Here is a 20,004-nt window from a genome sequence, read left to right on the forward strand (position 1 = left end):
GTGGCGTCGGCGCCTCTGGCCGAAACATCTCGAGATGATGGTGCCTGTCGTGTTCTTCGCGACCGTCTGCCTCGTCGCGGCCGTCTATCTCATGCTCGACTTCCAGAGAATGAGATCGGGGGTCGTCCAGCGCTATCACACACAGGCTGTCAACCTCGCCCAATGGACCGACCGCAATCTCGACCGCCTTTCAGGACTGGTGCGTGATGTCGCCGGCCGCTCCAACGATCTGTGCAGCCCGGAAGGTGTTCGCGGCCTAAGACAGCAATTGGGTACGGCTCCCCTGCTGAATGTTGAGTTCCAGGGGCGGCAGGGCGACGCTTGCACGTTGCGCTCGGTGGTCACCCTTGATGAGTTGTGCGCCGGAATAGCCGATCGGGACCCGGTGCAGATACCGCTGGATCTGGGGGACGACCGCCGGCTGCTGCTCGATCTCAACGGGGCCTGCCTCCTTGAGGCGATGGTCCCGCCGGAGGCGGACGAGGGCGTCCGCCATCGCCTGATGCCCGTCCAGCTGGGGCGGGCCGGGTTGGTGCCGGAGGAGGACACGGGCGATGGGGCCGACTCCGGTGTCTGGTCCATGTTCGCCTCGCCGGTGCAGCTCACGGCGGCATCGCACAAGTGGCCGGTGGTGGTCGTCATCAGCGTGCCGGAATCCAGCCTGGTCCACCAGTGGCTGGCCACTGTGCCGCTACAGCTCAGCCTGATAGCGGGGCTGGGGCTCGCTTTGTGGTTCGGCCCCATGTCTCTGGTGCGGCGTCGCCTCTCGGTGGAGGGGCAGGTGCGCAATGCCCTGCGGCGCGGGGACTTCTTCCTCGCCTATCTGCCCTTGGTGGATGTGGCGTCGCGCAACTGGGTGGGCGCCGAGGCGTTGTTGCGCTGGCGGCATGCCCGCCACGGCGTGCTGATGCCGAACTCTTTCATCCCCTGGATCGAGACCAGCCCCCTCATCCATGACACCACGCGGTGGGTGTTGCTGCAGGCGGCGCGGGATCTCTCCCATATGTCGCAGAAGGTTCCCGATTTCTCGCTCGCCGTGAATGTGCCGCCCGTCCAGTTCAGCGACACGCGCCTCGTGCAGATGGCGGACGAGGCCTTCGGCACGCGCCCCCTGGCGCTCTGCCAGGTGGTGTTCGAGCTGACCGAGCGCCAGGCGCTCGATTATGACGCGCCGGCCCTCGGCGAGGTGCTGCGCAGCCTGCGCCGTCGCGGCGCGCAGATCGCGGTCGATGATTTCGGCGTCGGCTTTTCCAATCTCGCCTTGCTCGGCATGATCGAGGTCGATTTCGTCAAGATCGATCGCTCCTTCCTGCGCGAGGAGGCGTGGACCGAGCCGCACATGCTGGAGGCCATGGTGCCGCTGCTGCGCGACCTCGGCGTCCTCATCATCGCGGAAGGCATCGAGACCGAGCGGCAGCTTGAACGCATCCGCAGTTGCGGCATCCGCTTCGCGCAGGGCTTCCTGTTCTCCCGCCCGATCGAGCTTGAGGCGCTGCTGGACGGGCTGCCGGCGCTGCCTGCGCCAGCCCATCCGGCCTGACCGACGGCGGGGCTTACCCCCGCTTGGCCGGTTTCCCGCCCCATGCTCTACTCGCCCCATGACCGCAGACGCGACACGGGGCGCCTTGCCCGGCTCCATTGATGACACCGGCCGGCTGCTGGCCGGGCAGGGCTATGTGGCCGACCGGGCGCTGTCCACCGTCGTCTTCCTCGCGCTGCGCATGGGCCGCCCGCTGCTGCTGGAGGGTGAGGCCGGCGTCGGCAAGACCGAGGTGGCGAAGACGCTCGCGGCGGCCCTCGGGCGCCGGCTCATCCGCCTGCAATGCTACGAGGGGCTGGACCTTTCGGCTGCCGTCTACGAGTGGAACCACGCTGCCCAGATGATCGCCATCCGCCTCGCGGAAGCGGCCGGGGAGAGCGACAAGGGCGCCATCGCCGCCGACATCTTCTCCGACCGCTACCTGCTGCGCCGTCCTCTGCTGGAGGCGTTGGAGCCGCACACGGAAGGCCCGCCCGTTCTGCTGGTGGACGAGCTGGACCGCACGGATGAAGCCTTCGAGGCATTCCTGCTGGAAGTGCTCTCCGACCATCAGGTGACGATCCCGGAACTGGGTACCATCAAGGCCGCCGCCCCGCCCATCGTGATCCTCACCTCCAACCGCACGCGGGAAATCCACGACGCCCTCAAGCGGCGCTGCCTCTATCACTGGGTGGACTATCCCGACGCCGCCCGCGAGATGGAGATCCTGCGCACCCGCCTGCCGGACGCCCCCGCGCGACTCTCGGCCGAGGTCGTGGCCTTCGTGCAGGCGCTGCGCAAGGAAGACCTGTTCAAGGTGCCCGGCGTCGCCGAGACGCTGGACTGGGCGTCCGCGCTGGTGGAGCTGAATGCGGTTTCGCTCGATCCGGGTCTCGTGGGCGATACGCTGGGCGTGCTGCTCAAATATCAGGACGACATCGCCCGCACCGATGCGCCCCGCATCGAGCGCCTCATCGAGGAGGCGCGGCAGGCCTCGCGCGCGGCGGAGTGACTAGCGCGACTGCTGCGGAAGACGGGCGGCTCGCCGAGAACATCGCCTCGTTCGGCCGCGCTTTGCGCGCCGCCGGCCTCAAGGTGGGGCCGGGCCGCATCCTCGATGCGGTGGCGGCGGTGGAGATGGCCGGCGTCGGCGCGCGCGAGGATTTCTACTGGACCCTCCACGCCCTCTTCGTGTCGCGCCATGAGGATAGCGTGGTGTTCGATCAGGCCTTCCGCCTGTTCTGGCGCCGCCGGGCGCATCAGGAGCGGCTCATCGCCATGCTCTCGCCGGTGGCCGTGCCGCAGCGCGAGCAGAAACGCGAGAGCGTGCTCCGGCGGGTGGAGGAGGCGCTGTTCGCCGGCGTCGGCACCGAGCGGCAGGTGGAAAAGCCCAGGGTGGAGGTGGAGGCGCGCCTCTCCGCCTCCGTCGAGGACGTGCTGCGCACCAAGGATTTCGCCCAGATGTCGGCCGCGGAACTCGCCGAGGCGCGCCGCCGCATCGCGCACCTGCGGATGCCGGACGACTTTGCCCGCACCCGCCGCCTGATCCCCGATCCCAGGGGCCGTCGCCTCGATCTGCGTGCCTCGCTCCGCGCCGCCGTGGCCACGGGCGGCGACCTCGTCCTGCTGAAGCATCGCGGCCCGAAGGAGAAGCCGCCGCCTGTGGTGGCGCTGGTGGATATCTCGGGTTCCATGGCCGACTATTCCCGGCCCATCCTGTCTTTCCTCCACGCGCTCGGCGGGCGACGGAAGGTCTCCGTCTTCCTGTTCGGCACGCGCCTCACCAATGTCACCCGGCAGCTGGCGCGGCGCGATCCCGATGCGGCGCTGGCCGCCGTCTCTGCCTCGGCACGGGACTGGGCGGGGGGCACCCGCATCGCCGCATCGCTGCGCGCCTTCAATGTGGAGTGGTCGCGGCGGGTGACGGCGCAGAACCCTGTCGTTCTGCTGTTCACCGACGGTCTGGAGCGGGAGGTGGACGACACGCTGGCGGGCGAGATGGGGCGCCTCAAGCGCTCCTGCCGCCGGCTCGTCTGGCTCAATCCATTGCTGCGCTACGAGGGGTTCGAGCCGAAGGCGCAGGGCGTCGCGGCCATGCTGCCGCAGGTGGACGAGATGCGCCCCGTCCACGATCTGAAGAGCCTTGAAAGCCTGGTGTCCGCTTTGTCCGGCCCGCTCAGCCGGCGGTCTCTTCCACCGCCAGTTCGAAGGTAATGAGCACCGGATTTTCGCCGCGCACCAGCCGCCCCTCCGCGAGCACGCCGGAGAGGCCGACGAGGGAGAGGGAGATGTCGGCGACCAGCGCGCCCGTCGCATCGGGGGCGATCACGCCGTTGGTCACGAAGACCTCGGTGGCGTAGTCCTCCACCTCCGGCGCATCGTGGAAGCGCGCGCCGATGATGCTGCCCACCCCGCCGCGCAGCCGCCCGCCCTTGAAGCCGTGGCGGCGGCAGATGTCCTCCACGGCACCGAACAGCTCGGTGTTGGGCCGCACCCGCGCGAAGGCGATGCGGGGGCCATCGGCCGGCGCATTCACCGCATGGGGCGTGAAGAGGGCAAAGTTGGTCTCGGGGTCGTAATCGGCTGATGTCTCCACCTCGGCGGCGCCATAGGCGCGGGCACGAATGGGCGCGGCCACCACCGCCTCGTGGGGCATCACATGGCCGCCGTGGCGGGTGCCGTCCGGCTCGATCCAGAAGGCATGGCAATGGATGAAGGGCGCGCCCTCCTTCCGTCCGAAGGTGACGTTGCCGCGCTCCAGCGTCGTCACGCCCTCGGGCGAGAAGGCGCGGCTGTACCATGCGGCGTGGGTGGCGTCGGGCGAGGCGGCGGGCATCACATAGGTGAAGGGGCCTAAGGCGCCGCCCGAAATCTCCACCTGCGCCGCGCCCATGCCGGCGTCCAGCAGCGGCCCGCAGATGGCGGCGTTGATGGTGAGGCCGGGCTGGAGGGTGAAGTCCAGCACCTTCAGCGCACCCACCGCGCTCTCGATGCGTTGGGGGGCGACCGGCCCGGGTTGGGTGATGCGGCGAAGCTCAGCCATTCGTTCCCTCATCGGCATAGGCGTGCAGGCCGCCGCAATTGTCGCTCACCTGATAGCCGCCCTCGGTCGCGGCCAGATGGCCCGGCGTGAGCGGCACTTTTCCGGCCCCGCCGGGGATATCGAGCACGTAGGTGGGCTGCGCGATGCCGGAAAGGCGCCCGCGCAGCGCCCGCACCAGTGCCTGCCCCTCGGCGATGGGCAGGCGGAAATGGCCGGTGCCGGGGGCGAGGTCGGGATGGTGCAGGTAATAGGGCTTCACCCGGCATTCCACGAGGGCGCGGAACAGCTCGGCGAGCGTCCCGGCGTCGTCGTTCACCCCCCGCAGCAGCACCGTCTGCGACAGCAGGGGAATGCCGGCATCGGCGAGCCGCGCCAGCGCCGCCCGCGCGGCGGGTGTCAGTTCCCGCGCATGGTTCACATGCACCGCCACATAGGGCGTGATGCCCGGCGCCTTGAGCGCGGCGACGAAGGCCGGCGTCACGCGCTCCGGCGCCGCGATGGGCACGCGGGTGTGGTGGCGCACGATCTTTACATGGGGGATGGCCGCCAGCCGCCCCACCACCTCGCCCATGCGCCGGGCCGAGAGCATGAAGGGATCGCCGCCGGTGAGGATGACTTCCCAGATCTCCGGATGCCCGGCGAAATAGGCGAACGCCTGCTCCAGCGCATCGTCCGACAGAAGCGAGGCCGCGCCCGGCCCCACCATCTCGCGGCGGAAGCAGAAGCGGCAATAGACGGCGCAGACGCCCACGATCTTCAGCAGCGCCCGGTCGGGGTAGCGATGCACCACGCCGGGCACGGGGCTGTGGGCGTCGTCGCCGATGGGGTCGGCCAGCTCTTCCGGGCGCACCTCCAGTTCGGCGGGATCGGGCACGAACTGGCGGGCGATGGGGTCGGCTTCGTCCGTCGTATCGATGGCGGCGGCCAGCGTGGGCGTCACCGCCACGGCATAGCGGGCGGCCACCTCTTCCAGCGCGGCGCGCGCGTCCGGCGCGGCGAGGCCAGCGCCGATCAGGTCGTCGGCGGTGCGCAGCGTCCCTTGATCGCGGGCGGCCAAGGACACAAGTTTGTTGAGAGGGTTCGGCATCGGCTCGGCGGACAGCTATATGGGAAGCCTGCCGGGATGCCAAATCGATACGGGAGCCGCCCATGGACGTGACCGACAGCGATGTTCTCGCAGCCGCCGAGCGCTGGCGCCGCGAGGGCCGGGGGGTGGCCATCGCCACCGTGCTGGAAACCTGGGGCTCGGCACCACGCCCGGTGGGCAGCCGCCTCGTCATCGATGCGGAGGGCAATTTCCTCGGCTCGGTCTCCGGCGGCTGCGTGGAAGGCGCGGTCGTGAGCGAGGCGGCGGAGGTGATCGCGGCCGGCGCGCCGCGCACGCTGGAGTTCGGCGTCGCCGACGAGACCGCCTGGAAGGTCGGCCTCTCCTGCGGCGGCAAGATCGCGGTCTATGTGGAGCCGGTGGACTGAGCACGCCGGGCGGTGACGCAGGCCGCCAAGCGTTATATTCAGTGGGGAAGATGATCCGGATGCTCCCTGAGGGAGGACCACCATGCGTCTCGACCTGCTCGCGGCCCTGAATGCGGAGCGCGCCGCCCGCCGCGCGGCGGTTGTCGTGACCGAGCTTGCCACCGGCGCCCAAAGGCTCGCCACTGCCGCGACCCTCGCCTCCGACCCGCTGGCGCCGGAGATCGCAGCGGCGCTGGCCGCGCGTCGCAGCGGCAAGGCCGGGGAGGGCAGCGTCTTCCTCGCGGTGGATGTGCCCCCGCCGCGCATGCTGGTGATCGGCGCCGTCCACATCTCCCAGGCGCTGGCGCCCATGGCGCGGCTCGCGGGATTCGACCTGACCATCCTCGATCCGCGCACCGCCTTCGCCACCCCCGAGCGCTTCCCGGATGTGCCGGTGATCGCCGAATGGCCGGACGAGGCGCTGCCGGCCTATGGGCTCGATCCGTTCACCGCTTTGGTGGCGCTGACCCACGATCCCAAGATCGACGAGCCGGCCATCGCCGCCGCCCTTCGGGCCGAGTGCTTCTATGTGGGCGCGCTCGGTTCGCGGCGTACCCACGCCAAGCGTGTGGAGCGGCTGGCGGCGGCGGGGCTGCCCCAGCAGGCCATCAGCCGCATCCACGCGCCCATCGGCATGGACATCGGCGCCTCCAGCCCGGCGGAGATCGCGGTCGCGGTGCTGGCGGAGGTGATCCGCGCCCTGCGCACCGGCGCCAGCGCAACGGCAGGAGCGGCGGCGTGAGATTCGGCCCCCTGCCGCTCGCCGAGGCCGAAGGCGCCGTCGCCGCGCATTCGGTGCGGCTCCCCGGCGGCACCATCAAGAAGGGCACCCGCCTGACGGCGGCCGACATCGCCCGTCTCGCGGCGGCAGGCATCACCGAGGTGGTCGCGGCCCGCATGGAGCCGGGGGATGTGGCCGAGGACGCCGCCGCGCGTCGCCTCGCCGATGCGGTGGCAGGCGCCCATGTGCGGCCCGACACGGCCTTCACCGGCCGCGCCAATCTCTATGCCGCCACCTCCGGCGTCCTGCGGATTTCGGATGCCGCGCTGGACGCTTTCAACGCGGTGGACGAAGCCATCACCCTCGCCACCCTGCGCGACTTCAGCGCGGTGGCGGCCGGCGACATGGTGGGGACGGTCAAGATCATCCCCTATGCCGTTCCGGGTGCGCTCGTCGACGCAGCCGCCGCGGCGGCGCAGGGCGTGATCGCCATCGCGCCGTTCCGCCTGAAGCGCGTGGCGGTGCTCTCCACCCTGCTGCCGGGCCTCGCCGACAAGGTGGTGGCGAAGACGCTGGCCGTCACCCGCGCCCGCCTGGCGATCGCCGGGGCCGAGGTGATCGCCCACCGCACCCTGCCGCACGACGCCGCGCCGCTCGCCGTCGCGCTCACGGACGCGGTCGCGGCCGGTGCGGAACTGGTCATCGTCTTCGGCGCCTCGGCCATCGCCGACCGCAACGACGTGATCCCCGCCGGGCTCGTGGCGGCGGGCGGAGAAGTCCAGCGGCTGGGCATGCCGGTGGACCCGGGCAATCTCCTGATGCTGGGCCGGCTTGGGTCCGTGCCGGTGCTGGGCGCGCCGGGCTGCGCGCGCAGCCCGAAGGAAAACGGCTTCGATTTCATCCTCCACCGCCTCCTCGCGGGGCTGGAGGTGAGCGCCCGTGACATCGCCCGCCTCGGCGCCGGCGGGCTGCTCCAGGACATCGCCGCCCGCCCCCATCCCCGCGCCGAGAGCGACGAGGCGGAGGACGGGTTCGCGGCCGTCATCCTCGCCGCCGGCCGCTCCTCGCGCATGGGGGAGGGCATCAACAAGCTGCTCGCGGAGGTGGGTGGCCGGCCTGTGATCCGCCGCGTGGCGGAGGCGGCGCTGGCCTCCCGTGCGCGGCCGGTGATCGTCGTGACCGGGCACGAGCGCGGCCGCGTGGAGGCGGCGCTGGCTGGGCTGGACGTGATCTTCGTCTACAATCCCGATCATGCGACGGGCATGGCGTCCTCGCTGCGCGCCGGCATTGCCGCGGTGCCGGAGACGGCGGCCGGCGCGCTGGTGGTTCTCGGCGACATGCCGCTGCTCGCGCCCGGTCTGCTGGATCGCCTGATGGCGGCCTACGCGCCTGCGTCGGGTCGGCTCATCGCGGCGCCGGTGGAGGGCGGGCAGCGGGGGCATCCGGTGCTGTGGTCGCGCCGCTTCTTCGCCGAACTGGCGGCGCTGGAGGGGGATGTGGGCGCCCGCGCCATCCTCGCCGCCAATGCCGAGCTGGTGGCGGAAGTGCCTGTCGCGGCGGAGGAGGGCGCCTTCCTCGACGTGGACACGCCGCGCCTCCTCGCCGAGGCGCGCGAGGCCGCCGCCAAAGGTGAGCGGCAGCTCAGAACGGCGCCGGTTGAAGGTGCGTGACGCCGATGTCCAGCCGCTCGCACAGGAATTGCGCGAGCCGCAGCCGGTGGCACCCCTCCACATGGCGCTCGAAGCACATGAGGCAGATGCGCCGGCCCTGCGCCAGCTCGGCCAATTCCTCCAGCGCCGCCTTGGCGGGATCGGTGGCGAGGTGGGCGTCATAGATACGCATCAGCGCGTCATGGTCGCCGCTGCGCGCAGCGAGCCGCCCCTCCTTGGGCGTGCCCAGCGTCCTGAGGTGGACATAGGCGACGCCGTGCTCGGCAATGCCCGCCGCCAGCGCCGTCTTGGAGAAACCCGGCCGGCGTGACGCCGCGACGGCGCGCACATCCACCAGCAGGCCGACTTTCGCCTCATCCAGCGCGGCCTGGAAGGCCGAGGGGGTGGATTGCTCGTAGCCGATGGTGAAGAGGGCGGTGCGGGCTTTGCGGCTGCTCATGGAAGGGATCATGCCGTGCGGTGGACGACCCGTCATCCCCGCCCGGAGCGCGTTTTGCAGGCGCGAAATGGACTTGAGCCGACGAAAGGCCCACTTTCTCGCCTCAGCCAGCGGTGAACGGGGAACCGCGCGGCGCTTCTCGGGTTCAAGAGCCACCCGGGCGGGCGTCGTACAAGGACGGCCGCTGGCTTGGGGGGAGACCCATCATGCGCCTGTTTCGCTGTGCCGCCTGCGATCAGCTCCTGTATTTCGAAAACCGCCGCTGCGAGAAGTGCGGCCACGATCTCGGCTACATCCCGCAAGCCAACGCTCTGGTGCCGCTGGAGCGCGAAGGGGATGCCGAGAGCAGCGTGTGGCGCGCTATCGGTCGCGGCGGCGAGCAGCGCTACCGCTTCTGCGCCAATGCGGCGCTGGATGCCTGCAACTGGCTGATGCCGGCGGAGGAGGAAGGCGAATTCTGCCTCGCCTGCCGCCACAACCGCATGGTGCCCGACCTCACGGTGCCCGAAAACCTGCGCAAGTGGCGCAAGGTGGAGGTGGCAAAGCACCGGCTCATCTATTCCCTGCTGCGGCTCAACCTGCCCCTGGAAAGCAACGAGGATCGCGAGGGCGGCCTCTGCTTCGATTTCCTCGCCGACGATCCGGACGGCTCAGCCCCGAAGATCATGACCGGCCACGACGAGGGCCTCATCACCATCGCCCTCGCGGAGGCGGATGACGCCGAGCGCGAGCATCGCAAGGGGGAGCTTGGCGAGCTCTACCGCACGCTGCTCGGCCATTTCCGACACGAGACGGGGCATTATTACTGGAACCGGCTGGTCCGCGACGCGGGCCGCCTCCAGGCCTTCCGGGCGCTCTTCGGCGACGAAACGGTAGATTATGGCGAGGCCCTTCAGGCCTATTATGCCAACGGTCCCATGCCCGACTGGCAGACGAACTATGTCTCGGCCTACGCCACGGCGCACCCGTGGGAAGACTTCGCCGAGACGTTCAAGCACTACATCCACATCGTCGATACGCTGGAGATGGCCGGCGCGTTCGGCATGCGGGTGAAGCCGCGGCTCGACCGTACGGGCGAACTTGGCGCGGAGGTGGATTTCAACCCCTACCGCGCGTGCGCCATCCAGCAGATGGTGGATTCCTGGCTGCCCATCTCGTTCGCGCTCAACAATCTCAATCGCTGCCTCGGCATGTCGGACGCCTATCCGTTCATCCTCGGCCCGGGCGTGATCGAGAAGGTTGGCTTCATCCACAGCCTGGTGCATCGGCAGGTGGAAGCCGATCCGGTGCCGGAGACCGTCACCGAGGAGGTGCCGCCGGGCCGTGGCGAGAATGCCGCCGATGCGCCGGAAGGCAGCCCAATCGCCGCGGTCGCGTAAGGCGTCGGCGGGGTGCGCCTTCACGCACTCGTGAAGCTGGGCGGGAGCGGATGGGGGTGCCCCTTCCGTCCCGTCGGCCTTGCAATCGGTCGGCAACGGGCGACCCATGGTCGTCCCTCCGCCGTCGTTCGATTCCCCCTATGAACCAGATCGATCCGCAGTCGCCCCACGCTTCGTCCGGGGAGAAGACCCCACCCAGCCACGCCGAGATCCGCCGCATCATCTTCGGGCTGATGCTGGCGATGCTGCTCGGCGCGCTGGACCAGACCATCGTGGCGACAGCCCTGCCGACCATCGGCGATGCGTTCGGCGACTTCGCCAACCTCTCCTGGGTGGTCACCGCCTATCTCCTGACCGCGACGGTGGCGACGCCGCTCTACGGCAAGCTGAGCGACATCCACGGGCGGCGGGTGATGCTGCTGACGGCCGTCGCCGTGTTCTCGGCGGCGTCCGTGGCCTGCGCGCTGGCGCCCAACCTGCTTGCCCTCATCATCGCGCGGGCGGTTCAGGGGCTGGGCGGCGGGGGGCTGATCTCCCTGTCGCAGACCATCATCGCTGATCTGGTCTCGCCGCGGGAGCGTGGGCGCTATCAGGCGCAGATCGCCGGCGTGTTCGCGGCCTCCAGCATTGCCGGCCCGGTGCTGGGCGGCCTGTTTGCGCAATATCTCAGCTGGACCCTCATCTTCTGGGTCAATCTGCCCATCGGTCTTGCGGCCCTGCTCATCACCGAGCGGCGGCTGCGCGACCTGCCGCGCCACGAGCGCCGCCATGCTATGGACTATCTGGGCGCGGCGCTGATGGCGGTGGCGAGCCTGATGCTTCTCCTCGCCCTCGGCTGGGGTGGTGTGCGCCTGCCCTGGGGCTCGCCGCTCATCCTCGGCCTGTTCGCCGGTGCGGCGGTTTTCGTGGCCCTGTTCATCTGGCGGATGCGGTGGGCGCAGGAACCGTTCCTGCCCCTCGGCCTCCTCGCCGACAAGGTGGTGGGCTGGGGCATGATCGCCTCGTTCCTCGCATTCGGGGGAATGGTCGGCCTGTCCATCTTCGTGCCGCTCTATTTCGAGACGGCGCGCGGCCTCTCCGCCACCCAGTCGGGCCTAGGGCTCATTCCCTTCATGGGTGGCGTGGTGATGGGGGCCGTGCTCTCCGGGCGCTCCATGGCGCGCCTTGCCCATTACAAGCGTCCGGCCCTCGCCGGGCTGACGCTCGCGTCCGCGGGACTCCTCGCGATCGGTCTGGTCCCGGTCATGCCGCTGGCGCTGGCCCTGGCGCTGTTCGTCGTCATCGGCCTGGGCTTGGGCACGGCCCTGCCGGTCTGCACGGTGTCCATCCAGAACGCGGTGCAGCCGCATCTGATGGGCACCACCACGGGCGTCATGACCTTCTTCCGCCAGCTTGGCGGCGCGCTGGCCGTGGCCGTGCTTGGCGCCGTGCTTCTCGCCGCGCTGGCCACGGGCGGGGCGGCGGATATCGAGACCCTGGCGCGCAGCGCGGACCCGGCGCGCCTCGCAAGCGCGTTCAGCCGGGTGTTCCTCACCATGACGGTGGTGGCGGCGCTGGCGGCCGTGGCGCTGGCGTTCCTGCCGGAGCGGCCGCTGCGCACGTCGGTCCACGCCAGCGAGGGCGAGGGCAGCATCGTGTGATGCTGCCCCGGCCGGAACGGCGCGGCGCCTATTCGGCCGCGTCGGGCTTGCTTGCGGCAGCCTTCTTGGCGGCGGGCTTCTTGGGAGCCACGGCTTTCGCCGCCGGCTTTTTGGCCGCCGGCTTCTTCGCGGCAGCCTTCTTCGGTGCCGCCTTCTCGCCATCCGCCGAAGCCGCCTTGCGGGCGCCGCCACGCGCGGGCTTGGCCGGCGAAGACGCCGCCTTGGCGTCGATGAGCTGCACCGCCTGTTCCAGCGTCAGCGTTTCGGGATCGGTGGACTTGGGCAGGGTCGCGTTGACCTTGCCGTGGTTCACGTAAGGCCCGAAACGGCCCGGACGCACGGTGATCGGCCCGCCCAGCGTCGGATGATCGCCGACGACCCGCCCGGCCGGCGTGCCGCCGCGTCCGCCACGACCCTTGGACTGCTTCTCCGCGATCAGCGCCACCGCCCGGTTGAGGCCGATGGCGAGGATGTCGTCGCCGTCCTCGATATTGGCGTAGGTGCGCCCGTGCTGGACATAGGGGCCATAACGCCCGATGCCGGCGAGGATGGGCTCGCGATCCTCCGGATGGAGGCCGATTTCGCGCGGGAGGGCCAGCAGCTTCAGTGCCGTTTCAAGGTCAACGTCCGCCGGGGCGAGGCCCTTGGGCAGCGACGAGCGCTTGGGCTTCTCGCCTTCCTTGCCCTCTCCGAGCTGGAGATAGGTGCCGAAGCGGCCGGAGCGGATGGTGACTTCCTCACCTGAATCCGGATCGAGGCCGAGCACGCGGGTGCCGTCGCCTTCCTGCGCATTGTCGCCGGTGAGCGGACGGGTGTGGCGGCATTCGGGATAGTTGGAGCAGCCGATGAAGGCGCCGAACTTGCCCATCTTCAGCGAGAGCCGGCCGGTGCCGCAGGTGGGGCACAGGCGCGGGTCTGTCCCGTCCTCGGTGGGCGGGAAGATGTGGGCGGTCAGCATCTCGTCGAGGGCGTCCAGCACCTGCGACACGCGCAGGTCCTTGGTGGCCTCGATGGCCGCGTGGAAATCCTGCCAGAAGGCGCGCAGCACCTCCTTCCAGTCGAGTTCGGCCGCGGAAACCTCGTCGAGCTTCTCTTCGAGGTCGGCGGTGAAATCGTATTCCACGTAGCGCTTGAAGAAGCTTTCGAGGAAGGCGGTGACGAGCCGGCCCTTGTCCTCCGGCACCAGCTTCTTCTTGTCGAGCTTCACATATTCACGGTCGCGCAGCACGGCGAGTACGGCGGCATAGGTGGAGGGGCGGCCGATGCCCAGCTCCTCCATCCGCTTCACCAGCGAGGCTTCCGAATAGCGCGGCGGCGGCTCGGTGAAGTGCTGGGTGGTGTTGATGTCGCGCTTGGCCAGCGCCTCGTTGGCGCTCATTGCCGGAAGGCGACGGCCCTCCTCGTCGTCGTCCTCGTCGTCCTTGCCCTCGCGGTAGAGGGTGAGGAAGCCGTCGAACTTGACCACGGTGCCGGTGGCGGTGAGGTCCAGCGTGCGGGCGCCGGCTTTCGCCTCGATGTCCGCCGTGGTGCGCTCCAGCTCGGCCGATTCCATCTGGCTCGCGACCGTGCGGATCCAGATCAGCTCATAGAGCTTGGCCTGCTCGCCATCGAGATAGCGGGCCACGTCGCGCGGATGGCGCGAGGGGTCGGTCGGGCGGATGGCCTCGTGGGCCTCCTGCGCGTTCTTGGCCTTGGTGGTGTACTTACGCGGCACGCCGGGCAGGTACTTCTGGCCGAACTGCTTGCCGATGGCATCGCGGGTGGCGGCGACGGCCTCGGGGGCCATGTCCACGCCGTCGGTTCGCATGTAGGTGATGAGGCCCACCGTCTCGCCCCCCACGTCCACGCCCTCATAGAGGCGCTGGGCGATCTGCATGGTCCGGGCGGGGGCGAGGCCGAGCTTGCGGCTCGCTTCCTGCTGCAGCGTCGAGGTGGTGAAGGGCGGCTGGGGATGCCGCTTCATGGGCTTAGCTTCGACCGAGCGCACCCGGAACGCCGCGCTGTCCAGCGCTTCGCGGAAGGCCTTCGCCTCCTCCGCCGTGCCCACCGAGAGGCGGGTGATCTTCTTGCCGTCGGCGCCGGAAAGGCGGGCCTCGAACTCCTCGTTCCGCGGCGTCGCGAGCCGGGCGAGGATGGACCAGTATTCCTTGCGGACGAAGGTCTCGATCTCCCGCTCCCGGTCGCAGACGAGGCGCAGCGCCACCGACTGCACGCGTCCGGCGGACCGCGCGCCGGGCAGCTTGCGCCACAGCACGGGGGAGAGGGTGAAGCCCACGAGATAATCGAGGGCGCGGCGGGCGAGATAGGCGTCCACCAGCGCCACGTCGATATCGCGCGGCGCCTTCATGGCCTCCAGCACCGCCTGCTTGGTGATGGCGTTGAAGACCACGCGCTCGACCTTCTGGCCCTTGAGCGCCTTCTTCTGCCGCAGCACCTCCAGCACGTGCCAGGAGATGGCCTCGCCTTCGCGATCCGGGTCGGTGGCGAGGATCAGGCCATCGGCCCCCTTCACGGCGGCGGCGATCTCGTTGAGCCGCTTCTGCGCCTTGGGGTCCACGTCCCACAGCATGCGGAAGTCGGCGTCCGGATCCACCGACCCGTCCTTCGACGGGAGGTCGCGAACGTGGCCGTAGGAGGCGATGACCTCGTAGCCGGGACCGAGATATTTGTTGATCGTCTTCGCCTTGGCCGGCGATTCGACGATGACGACCTGCATGACGAACCGTGTCTCAATCAAGGGCCGCCGCCCCATTGCGCGGCCTTGGAAAGGGGAGGGAGCATCCCGCGATACCGTTTGGCATCCCGGAAGCGAAGCGTGAAGCTCCGGCTCCGATGCCCGGCGTCTGATCGCGATCGCTCACCCCAGCAAGAGGATCGCGACGCCGAGAGCGCCGCAACATGGGGAGCCAAGGGGCGCCTGTCAAATGGTGCCCCCCTTCAGGCTCAGCCGCCGGGTTTGATGAAAGTACAACCCAGAGTATGTTTCAATATCGAACTCAATCTTTAAGACCAGTCTCAGATACCAACCGGGGCTTGGAACCGACATGACCGAACGGTCTCCCGTCGACATCGCCGACGATGCGGCCGCGACGGCTGCCTATGTCGCCGCCATTACCGCCGAATTGTCACGTCTCGCCCGCAACCACGGGTTCAGTACCCTCGCCTATGTGCTCGATATGGCGCGTCAGGAGGCGCGCGCGTTGGCCGACAACGTATCGTCCCGCGGACCGGGGAGCACCGACGCCGAGCGGCGGTGAGCCGCTCCACCCCTATTTGAGCGCAACCCGTCCGGTGCCCGGGCGGTCGAGGCGTCCGGCAAGCTCAAGCTCCAGCAGCACGATCTGGACTTCCGCGACCGTGCAACCGGACAGGCGCACCAGATCGTCGGTCGGCGTCGGCACCGGGCCGAGCAGCGAGATCACCCGGGCGCGCGCATCCTCCCCCGGCGTGACCGGCCCCGCCGGCACGAACGGCGCCTCCGCCTCCACCACTGGTTCCTCGCGCCGCCCGGCGATCGGGGTGAGCACCTCGATCACATCGGCGGCCTCGGTGACGAGCGTCGCGCCGCGCTTCAGCAGGCGGTTGGTGCCGCCCGCACGGGGATCGAGCGGCGAGCCGGGCACGGCGAACACCTCGCGCCCCTGCTCGGCGGCAAGGCGCGCGGTGATGAGCGAGCCGGACCGTTCCGCCGCCTCCACCACCACGACGCCGAGGCTCATGCCCGAAACCAGACGGTTGCGGCGGGGAAAGTCGCGGGCGCGAGGCTCCCAGCCGATGGGCATCTCGGAGACGAGGGCGCCGGTCGAGGCCACCTTGTCCATCAGGCCGAGATTTTCGGGCGGGTAGGGCTTGGCCAGCCCGCCGGCGAACACGCCCACCGTTCCGCCGTCGAGGCTCGCCTCGTGGGCGGCTGCATCGATGCCGCGGGCAAGGCCGGACACCACCACCCATCCGCCCGCCGCGAGATCCCGCGCGAGCCGCGCCGCGAAGGTGCGGCCGGCGGCAGAGGCGTTGCGGGCGCCGACGATGCCGACCATGGGCCGGCGCAAGACCTCGGCCTCGCCGCGCAAGGAGATCAGGGGCGGCGCGTCATCGAGGGCGGCAAGGGCAGGGGGATAGTCACGCTCGCCGAGCGCGACCAGCCGGGCGCCCATGCGGGCGTGTGCCTCCATCTCTGCGTCCGCCTCGGCGATGGTGGGCGTGTGCGGCGGCATCAGCCGTCCGCCGCGCCGGGCGAGGGAGGGCAGGGCCTCCAGCGCCGCGCCGGCGCCGCCGAACTGATTGATGAGGGCACGGAAGGTGCGCGGGCCGACATTCTCGGTGCGGATCAGCCGCAGCCAGTCGCGGCGCTGCTCCGGCCCGAGCAATTCGCCCTTTGCCGGCCCGCTGGCGGGACCCTTTGCCCTGCCCCGTGCCATGCCGCCTCAGCCCTTCGCGCCGATCTTGCCCTCGGTGCCTCCCAGCAGCCGGCGGATGTTCTCGTGGTGCTTCAGCCACAAGAGGATGGCGAGGACGGCGAGCAGCAGGGCGAGCTTGTCATGCCCGAGGCCCATGGCCGCGATGACCGTGGCAACCGACGCCATGAGCGCGGACAAAGAGGAATAGCGCGTGAAATAGGCCGCCCCCAGCCACACCACCGCGAAGGCGATGGCGGCGGGCCAGAACAGGCCGATGGTGACGCCCAGGAAGGTCGCGACGCCCTTGCCGCCCTTGAAGCGCAGCCACACCGGTGCGATGTGGCCGAGGAAGGCGCCGACAGCCGCCGCCATGGCGGCCGTCTCTCCGGCGAAATGGCGGGCGACGAGCACGGCCGCGGTGCCCTTCAGCGCATCGAGCAGAAGGGTTGCGGCGGCGAGATCCTTGCGCCCGGTCCGCAGCACGTTGGTGGCGCCGATGTTGCCGGAGCCGATGGTGCGCAGGTCCTTGGTGCCGGCAAATCGCGTGAGGAGGAGCCCGAACGGGACCGAGCCGAGCAGGTAGCCGAACGTGAGCGCGATCAGCAGCACGAGCGCGGGCGGGGTATCAGGCATGCGCACCTCGAACGATCTCGCCGCGCCGCCGCGGCGGGACGGCACAGGTCACGGTGGGTCAAACGTATTCGTAGACGGTGCGCCCGGCAACGACGGTCCGCAGCACCCGCCCGTCGAGGCGCGCCTCGTCGAACGGCGTGTTCCGGCAGCGCGACTTCAGGGAGCGGGGATCGAGCACATAGGGCATGCCGGGATCGAACACGATCACGTCCCCCGCCGCGCCTGGCCGGAGCGTCCCGGCATCCAGACCCAGAATCTGCGCCGGCCGGGTGGAGAGGGCGGCGAGCAGGTTCACGAGGTCCACCTGATCGGAATGGACAAGGCGCAGCGCTGCCGAGAGCAGCGTCTCCAGCCCGATGGCGCCGGGCTCGGCTTCCGAGAAGGGCAGGCGCTTGCCCTCGACGTCCTGCGGCAGATGATCGGAAACGACCACATCCACGAGGCCGGAGGCGAGCGCGCGGATCAGCGCCTGCCGGTCCTCCTCCCCGCGCAACGGCGGGGCGAGGCGGAAATAGGTGCGGTAGGCGCCGATATCCAGCTCGTTGAACGACAGATGGTTGATGCTGACCGAGGCCGTCACCGGCAGACCGGCCGCCTTGGCCCGCTCCAGCACCTCCAGCGATTCGGCACAGGTGAGCGCTGCCGCGTGGTAGCGCGAGCGCGCCGCGCCCACGAGCCGCACGTCGCGCTCCAGGATGATGGTCTCGGCCGCCTTCGGATTGCCTGAGAGGCCGAGGCGGGAGGCGAAGGCGCCCTCGTTCATCGCCCCCTGCGACATGGACGCGTCCTCGGTGTGGTGCACCAGAAGGGCGTCGAAATCGCGGGCATAGGTGAGCGCGCGGCGCAGCACCTGGGCGTTCATGATGGACTTGTGGCCATCGGTGAAAGCGACCGCGCCGGCGGCCTGAAGCAGGCCGATCTCGGTCATCTCGTGGCCTTCGAGGCCCTTGGTGATGGCGGCCATGGGATGCACCCGCACCACCGCCGTGTCCCGCGCCCGGCGCAGGATGAAGTCCACGATGGCCGGATCGTCCACCGCCGGGTCCGTATCCGGCTGGCAGATGATGGTGGTGACACCGCCCGCCGCCGCCGCGTGGCTGGCCGAGGCGAGCGTCTCGCGATGCTCGGCGCCGGGCTCGCCGACGAAGGCGCGCATGTCCACGAGGCCGGGGGCGACGACCGCGCCGGCGCAATCCACCACCTCGGCGCCATCCGGGATGCCGGCGGCGGCGATGCCGAAGCCGGCATCCTTCACCACGCCGTCGGCGAGGAAGACATCGCCGTGGAAGTCCGCGCCGCGCGAGGGGTCGATGACCCGCGCATTGGCGAGCAGCAGCGGCCGGGAATCGTTGGAATGGGAGCGGCCGTTACGCATTGGGAAGCTTCCGCGCGAGGGAATCGAGCACCGCCATGCGCACGGCGACGCCCATCTCCACCTGCTCACGAATGAGGGACTGCGCCCCGTCCGCGATGGCGGAATCGATCTCCACACCGCGGTTCATGGGGCCGGGGTGCATCACCAGCGCGTCGGGCGCGGCGTAGCGCAGCTTGGCCTCGTCGAGGCCGAAATAGTGGAAATATTCCTTCACCGAGGGGATGAAGGAGCCGGCCATGCGCTCGCGCTGGAGGCGCAGCATCATCACGATGTCCGCCCCTTCCAGCCCCGCCTCCATGGTGCGGAACACCTCGACGCCCAGGCTCTCCACGCCCGAGGGCAGCAGGGTGGAGGGCGCCACCACACGCACCTTGGCGCCCATGGTGTTGAGGAGCGCGATGTTGGAGCGCGCCACGCGCGAATGGAGCACATCCCCGCAGATGGCGACCGTGAGGCCCTGGATGCGCCCCTTGTTGCGGCGGATGGTGAGGGCGTCGAGCAGCGCCTGGGTGGGGTGCTCGTGGGCGCCGTCGCCGGCATTCACCACGCAGCAATCCACCTTGCGCGCCAGAAGCGCCACCGCGCCGGAGGCGTGATGCCGGACGACGAGGATGTCCGGGTGCATGGCGTTCAGCGTGATGGCGGTGTCGATGAGCGTCTCGCCCTTCTTCACCGAAGAGGAGGCGACCGACATGTTCATCACGTCGGCGCCGAGCCGCTTGCCCGCGATCTCGAACGAGGACTGGGTGCGGGTGGAGGCCTCGAAGAACAGGTTGATCTGGGTGCGTCCGCGCAGCGTCGTGCGCTTCTTCTCGATCTGCCGGTTGAGTTCGACGAACTCCTCAGCGAGGTCGAGCAGACCCGTGATCTCGCCGGCGGAAAGCCCTTCGATGCCGATGAGGTCTCGGCCGGAGAGCGTGAAGGCGGAAGGATCTTGCATGGCAGGCGGGAGGCATAGCGGCCAAGCGCGGCCCCGGCAAGGGAAGCCTGTGAATGAAGCTTGGCGCGGCAAGGCGGGGAGTGTTGAGATTTACGGGTCGTTCACCAACCGTGAAGGCCGGTCCCGGTGATTCCCCAGGGTCGCCACACTTTGGAACGAACTCTCACCGAGCCTTTGCGCAGCCGGACCGGACGGGCTGAGGCGAGCCGCCAGACCGTCGCCCCGGAGGTTGGGAGTTACTCGTTATGTCCATTCTGATGCGGACGAACCTCATGGCGCTCGGCGTCGCCGTGGTGCTCACCGGCGGTGCCGGCACGGGCAACGCGGCCGCCATCGGCACCGGCGCGCTGGCCATGGCGCCGGCGAAGGCCGCGAGCGTCACCGATGTCGGCTACTGGTATCGCGGCCGCTATTATCGCGGCGGCTGCTGGAATTGCGGCAACGGCGCCGCCCTGGGTGCGGGTGTCGCCATCGGCGTACTGGGTGCGGCGGCCATTGCCGGCGCTGCGGCCGCGCCGCCGCCGCCCCCGGTCGTCTATTATGAGCAGCCGCCGGTCGTTTATTACCAGCCCGCGCCGCGCGTTTATCTGGAGCCGGTTCCCCCGCCGCGCCCGCGCAGCTGCTGGGTGACGACCGGCCCCGGCGGGCAGGGCTACTTCTCGCCCTGCTGAGTCGCGGGATGCGGGGTTCGTCAGGGCGGCTTCGGCCGCCCTTTCGTTTGGATCAGGCCAGCATC

At 70.0% G+C, this 20,004-nt stretch carries 18 protein-coding genes; 10 read left to right on the forward strand and 8 right to left on the reverse strand.

The features are described from left to right. The first annotated feature begins 34 nt into the window (after positions 1-34). From XAN126_RS0112430 to XAN126_RS0112440, 3 genes are read left to right on the forward strand one after another with little or no spacing between them, the layout of a single operon-like run. Complete coding sequence (locus XAN126_RS0112430; protein ID WP_197024032.1) at positions 35-1,540, forward strand: EAL domain-containing protein; 1,506 nt, start codon at positions 35-37, stop codon at positions 1,538-1,540. Between the two features lie 58 nt (positions 1,541-1,598). Then, the gene (locus XAN126_RS0112435) at positions 1,599-2,531 is read left to right on the forward strand and encodes a MoxR family ATPase (RefSeq protein ID WP_024278922.1); all 933 of its coding nucleotides are present in this window, start codon (positions 1,599-1,601) and stop codon (positions 2,529-2,531) included. Next, complete coding sequence (locus XAN126_RS0112440; protein ID WP_024278923.1) at positions 2,528-3,733, forward strand: VWA domain-containing protein; 1,206 nt, start codon at positions 2,528-2,530, stop codon at positions 3,731-3,733. Before XAN126_RS0112435 ends, XAN126_RS0112440 begins: the two co-directional genes overlap by 4 nt. Here the strand turns inward: XAN126_RS0112440 and XAN126_RS0112445 are convergent. Beyond that, on the reverse strand, positions 3,696-4,562 hold the full coding sequence (locus tag XAN126_RS0112445; protein WP_024278924.1) for a DUF296 domain-containing protein: 867 nt from the start codon (positions 4,560-4,562) through the stop codon (positions 3,696-3,698). The two genes, XAN126_RS0112440 and XAN126_RS0112445, sit on opposite strands and share 38 nt — an antisense overlap. Continuing rightward, positions 4,555-5,649: a lysine-2,3-aminomutase-like protein gene (locus XAN126_RS0112450; protein ID WP_024278925.1), complete on the reverse strand. Its 1,095-nt coding sequence runs from the start codon at positions 5,647-5,649 to the stop codon at positions 4,555-4,557. The genes XAN126_RS0112445 and XAN126_RS0112450 overlap by 8 nt, the downstream gene beginning before the upstream one ends. 62 nt (positions 5,650-5,711) lie before the next feature. Here XAN126_RS0112450 and XAN126_RS0112455 point away from each other — a divergent pair, with 62 nt between their 5' ends. From XAN126_RS0112455 to XAN126_RS0112465, 3 genes are all read left to right on the forward strand, one after another. Further along, positions 5,712-6,035, forward strand: a complete 324-nt coding sequence (locus XAN126_RS0112455; RefSeq protein WP_024278926.1) for an XdhC family protein — start codon at positions 5,712-5,714, stop codon at positions 6,033-6,035. Positions 6,036-6,117: 82 nt separating this feature from the next. Then, positions 6,118-6,816: an XdhC family protein gene (locus tag XAN126_RS0112460; protein WP_024278927.1), complete on the forward strand. Its 699-nt coding sequence runs from the start codon at positions 6,118-6,120 to the stop codon at positions 6,814-6,816. Continuing rightward, entirely contained in the window at positions 6,813-8,465 is a 1,653-nt protein-coding gene (locus XAN126_RS0112465; RefSeq protein WP_024278928.1) for a molybdopterin-binding/glycosyltransferase family 2 protein, read from the forward strand. Before XAN126_RS0112460 ends, XAN126_RS0112465 begins: the two co-directional genes overlap by 4 nt. Here the strand turns inward: XAN126_RS0112465 and XAN126_RS0112470 are convergent. Next, positions 8,437-8,904, reverse strand: a complete 468-nt coding sequence (locus XAN126_RS0112470) for a DUF488 domain-containing protein (protein ID WP_024278929.1) — start codon at positions 8,902-8,904, stop codon at positions 8,437-8,439. The genes XAN126_RS0112465 and XAN126_RS0112470 overlap by 29 nt on opposite strands. Positions 8,905-9,110: 206 nt before the next feature. Here XAN126_RS0112470 and XAN126_RS0112475 point away from each other — a divergent pair, with 206 nt between their 5' ends. Both XAN126_RS0112475 and XAN126_RS0112480 read left to right on the forward strand, forming a co-directional pair. Beyond that, positions 9,111-10,283 carry a putative zinc-binding peptidase gene (locus XAN126_RS0112475; RefSeq protein WP_024278930.1) on the forward strand — a complete coding sequence of 391 codons (1,173 nt, stop codon included), beginning with the start codon at positions 9,111-9,113 and terminating at the stop codon, positions 10,281-10,283. A gap of 140 nt (positions 10,284-10,423) precedes the next feature. Next, positions 10,424-11,923, forward strand: coding sequence for an MDR family MFS transporter (locus XAN126_RS0112480; RefSeq protein ID WP_024278931.1), 1,500 nt, complete (start codon positions 10,424-10,426; stop codon positions 11,921-11,923). A gap of 28 nt (positions 11,924-11,951) precedes the next feature. Here XAN126_RS0112480 and topA read toward each other — a convergent pair whose 3' ends face one another. After that, on the reverse strand, positions 11,952-14,639 hold the full coding sequence (gene topA, locus XAN126_RS0112485) for a type I DNA topoisomerase (protein WP_024278932.1): 2,688 nt from the start codon (positions 14,637-14,639) through the stop codon (positions 11,952-11,954). A 328-nt stretch (positions 14,640-14,967) separates the two neighbouring features. Between topA and XAN126_RS0112490 the strand changes: the two genes are divergently transcribed. Further along, positions 14,968-15,180 (forward strand): hypothetical protein, encoded by a 213-nt coding sequence (locus XAN126_RS0112490; RefSeq protein WP_024278933.1) that lies wholly within the window; start codon positions 14,968-14,970, stop codon positions 15,178-15,180. A 12-nt stretch (positions 15,181-15,192) separates the two neighbouring features. Here XAN126_RS0112490 and dprA read toward each other — a convergent pair whose 3' ends face one another. From dprA to XAN126_RS0112510, 4 genes are read right to left on the reverse strand one after another with little or no spacing between them, the layout of a single operon-like run. Then, positions 15,193-16,341, reverse strand: coding sequence for a DNA-processing protein DprA (gene dprA / locus XAN126_RS0112495; RefSeq protein WP_024278934.1), 1,149 nt, complete (start codon positions 16,339-16,341; stop codon positions 15,193-15,195). Positions 16,342-16,347: 6 nt separating this feature from the next. Then, positions 16,348-16,953 (reverse strand): glycerol-3-phosphate 1-O-acyltransferase PlsY, encoded by a 606-nt coding sequence (gene plsY / locus XAN126_RS0112500; protein ID WP_024278935.1) that lies wholly within the window; start codon positions 16,951-16,953, stop codon positions 16,348-16,350. 58 nt (positions 16,954-17,011) lie between these two features. After that, the gene (locus tag XAN126_RS0112505; protein ID WP_024278936.1) at positions 17,012-18,328 is read right to left on the reverse strand and encodes a dihydroorotase; all 1,317 of its coding nucleotides are present in this window, start codon (positions 18,326-18,328) and stop codon (positions 17,012-17,014) included. Further along, positions 18,321-19,268: an aspartate carbamoyltransferase catalytic subunit gene (locus tag XAN126_RS0112510; protein ID WP_024278937.1), complete on the reverse strand. Its 948-nt coding sequence runs from the start codon at positions 19,266-19,268 to the stop codon at positions 18,321-18,323. The genes XAN126_RS0112505 and XAN126_RS0112510 overlap by 8 nt, the downstream gene beginning before the upstream one ends. A 245-nt stretch (positions 19,269-19,513) precedes the next feature. Here XAN126_RS0112510 and XAN126_RS26315 point away from each other — a divergent pair, with 245 nt between their 5' ends. Continuing rightward, complete coding sequence (locus XAN126_RS26315) at positions 19,514-19,939, forward strand: hypothetical protein (RefSeq protein WP_024278938.1); 426 nt, start codon at positions 19,514-19,516, stop codon at positions 19,937-19,939. The last annotated feature ends 65 nt before the right edge of the window (positions 19,940-20,004 follow it).

Origin of the sequence: Xanthobacter sp. 126 (assembly GCF_000526175.1) — a bacterium.
GTDB lineage: Bacteria > Pseudomonadota > Alphaproteobacteria > Rhizobiales > Xanthobacteraceae > Xanthobacter > Xanthobacter aminoxidans.

What these genes read in the sequence shown, in the direction of transcription:
- XAN126_RS0112430 (WP_197024032.1), top strand. Translation starts at nt 35, where the DNA reads ATGATGGTGCCTGTCGTGTTCTTCGCGACCGTCTGCCTCGTCGCGGCC.
- XAN126_RS0112435 (WP_024278922.1), top strand. Translation starts at nt 1,599, where the DNA reads ATGACCGCAGACGCGACACGGGGCGCCTTGCCCGGCTCCATTGATGAC.
- XAN126_RS0112445 (WP_024278924.1), bottom strand. Translation starts at nt 4,562, where the DNA reads ATGGCTGAGCTTCGCCGCATCACCCAACCCGGGCCGGTCGCCCCCCAA.
- XAN126_RS0112450 (WP_024278925.1), bottom strand. Translation starts at nt 5,649, where the DNA reads ATGCCGAACCCTCTCAACAAACTTGTGTCCTTGGCCGCCCGCGATCAA.
- XAN126_RS0112455 (WP_024278926.1), top strand. Translation starts at nt 5,712, where the DNA reads ATGGACGTGACCGACAGCGATGTTCTCGCAGCCGCCGAGCGCTGGCGC.
- XAN126_RS0112460 (WP_024278927.1), top strand. Translation starts at nt 6,118, where the DNA reads ATGCGTCTCGACCTGCTCGCGGCCCTGAATGCGGAGCGCGCCGCCCGC.
- XAN126_RS0112470 (WP_024278929.1), bottom strand. Translation starts at nt 8,904, where the DNA reads ATGAGCAGCCGCAAAGCCCGCACCGCCCTCTTCACCATCGGCTACGAG.
- XAN126_RS0112475 (WP_024278930.1), top strand. Translation starts at nt 9,111, where the DNA reads ATGCGCCTGTTTCGCTGTGCCGCCTGCGATCAGCTCCTGTATTTCGAA.
- XAN126_RS0112480 (WP_024278931.1), top strand. Translation starts at nt 10,424, where the DNA reads ATGAACCAGATCGATCCGCAGTCGCCCCACGCTTCGTCCGGGGAGAAG.
- topA (WP_024278932.1), bottom strand. Translation starts at nt 14,639, where the DNA reads ATGCAGGTCGTCATCGTCGAATCGCCGGCCAAGGCGAAGACGATCAAC.
- XAN126_RS0112490 (WP_024278933.1), top strand. Translation starts at nt 14,968, where the DNA reads ATGACCGAACGGTCTCCCGTCGACATCGCCGACGATGCGGCCGCGACG.
- dprA (WP_024278934.1), bottom strand. Translation starts at nt 16,341, where the DNA reads ATGGCACGGGGCAGGGCAAAGGGTCCCGCCAGCGGGCCGGCAAAGGGC.
- plsY (WP_024278935.1), bottom strand. Translation starts at nt 16,953, where the DNA reads ATGCCTGATACCCCGCCCGCGCTCGTGCTGCTGATCGCGCTCACGTTC.
- XAN126_RS0112505 (WP_024278936.1), bottom strand. Translation starts at nt 18,328, where the DNA reads ATGCGTAACGGCCGCTCCCATTCCAACGATTCCCGGCCGCTGCTGCTC.
- XAN126_RS0112510 (WP_024278937.1), bottom strand. Translation starts at nt 19,268, where the DNA reads ATGCAAGATCCTTCCGCCTTCACGCTCTCCGGCCGAGACCTCATCGGC.
- XAN126_RS26315 (WP_024278938.1), top strand. Translation starts at nt 19,514, where the DNA reads ATGTCCATTCTGATGCGGACGAACCTCATGGCGCTCGGCGTCGCCGTG.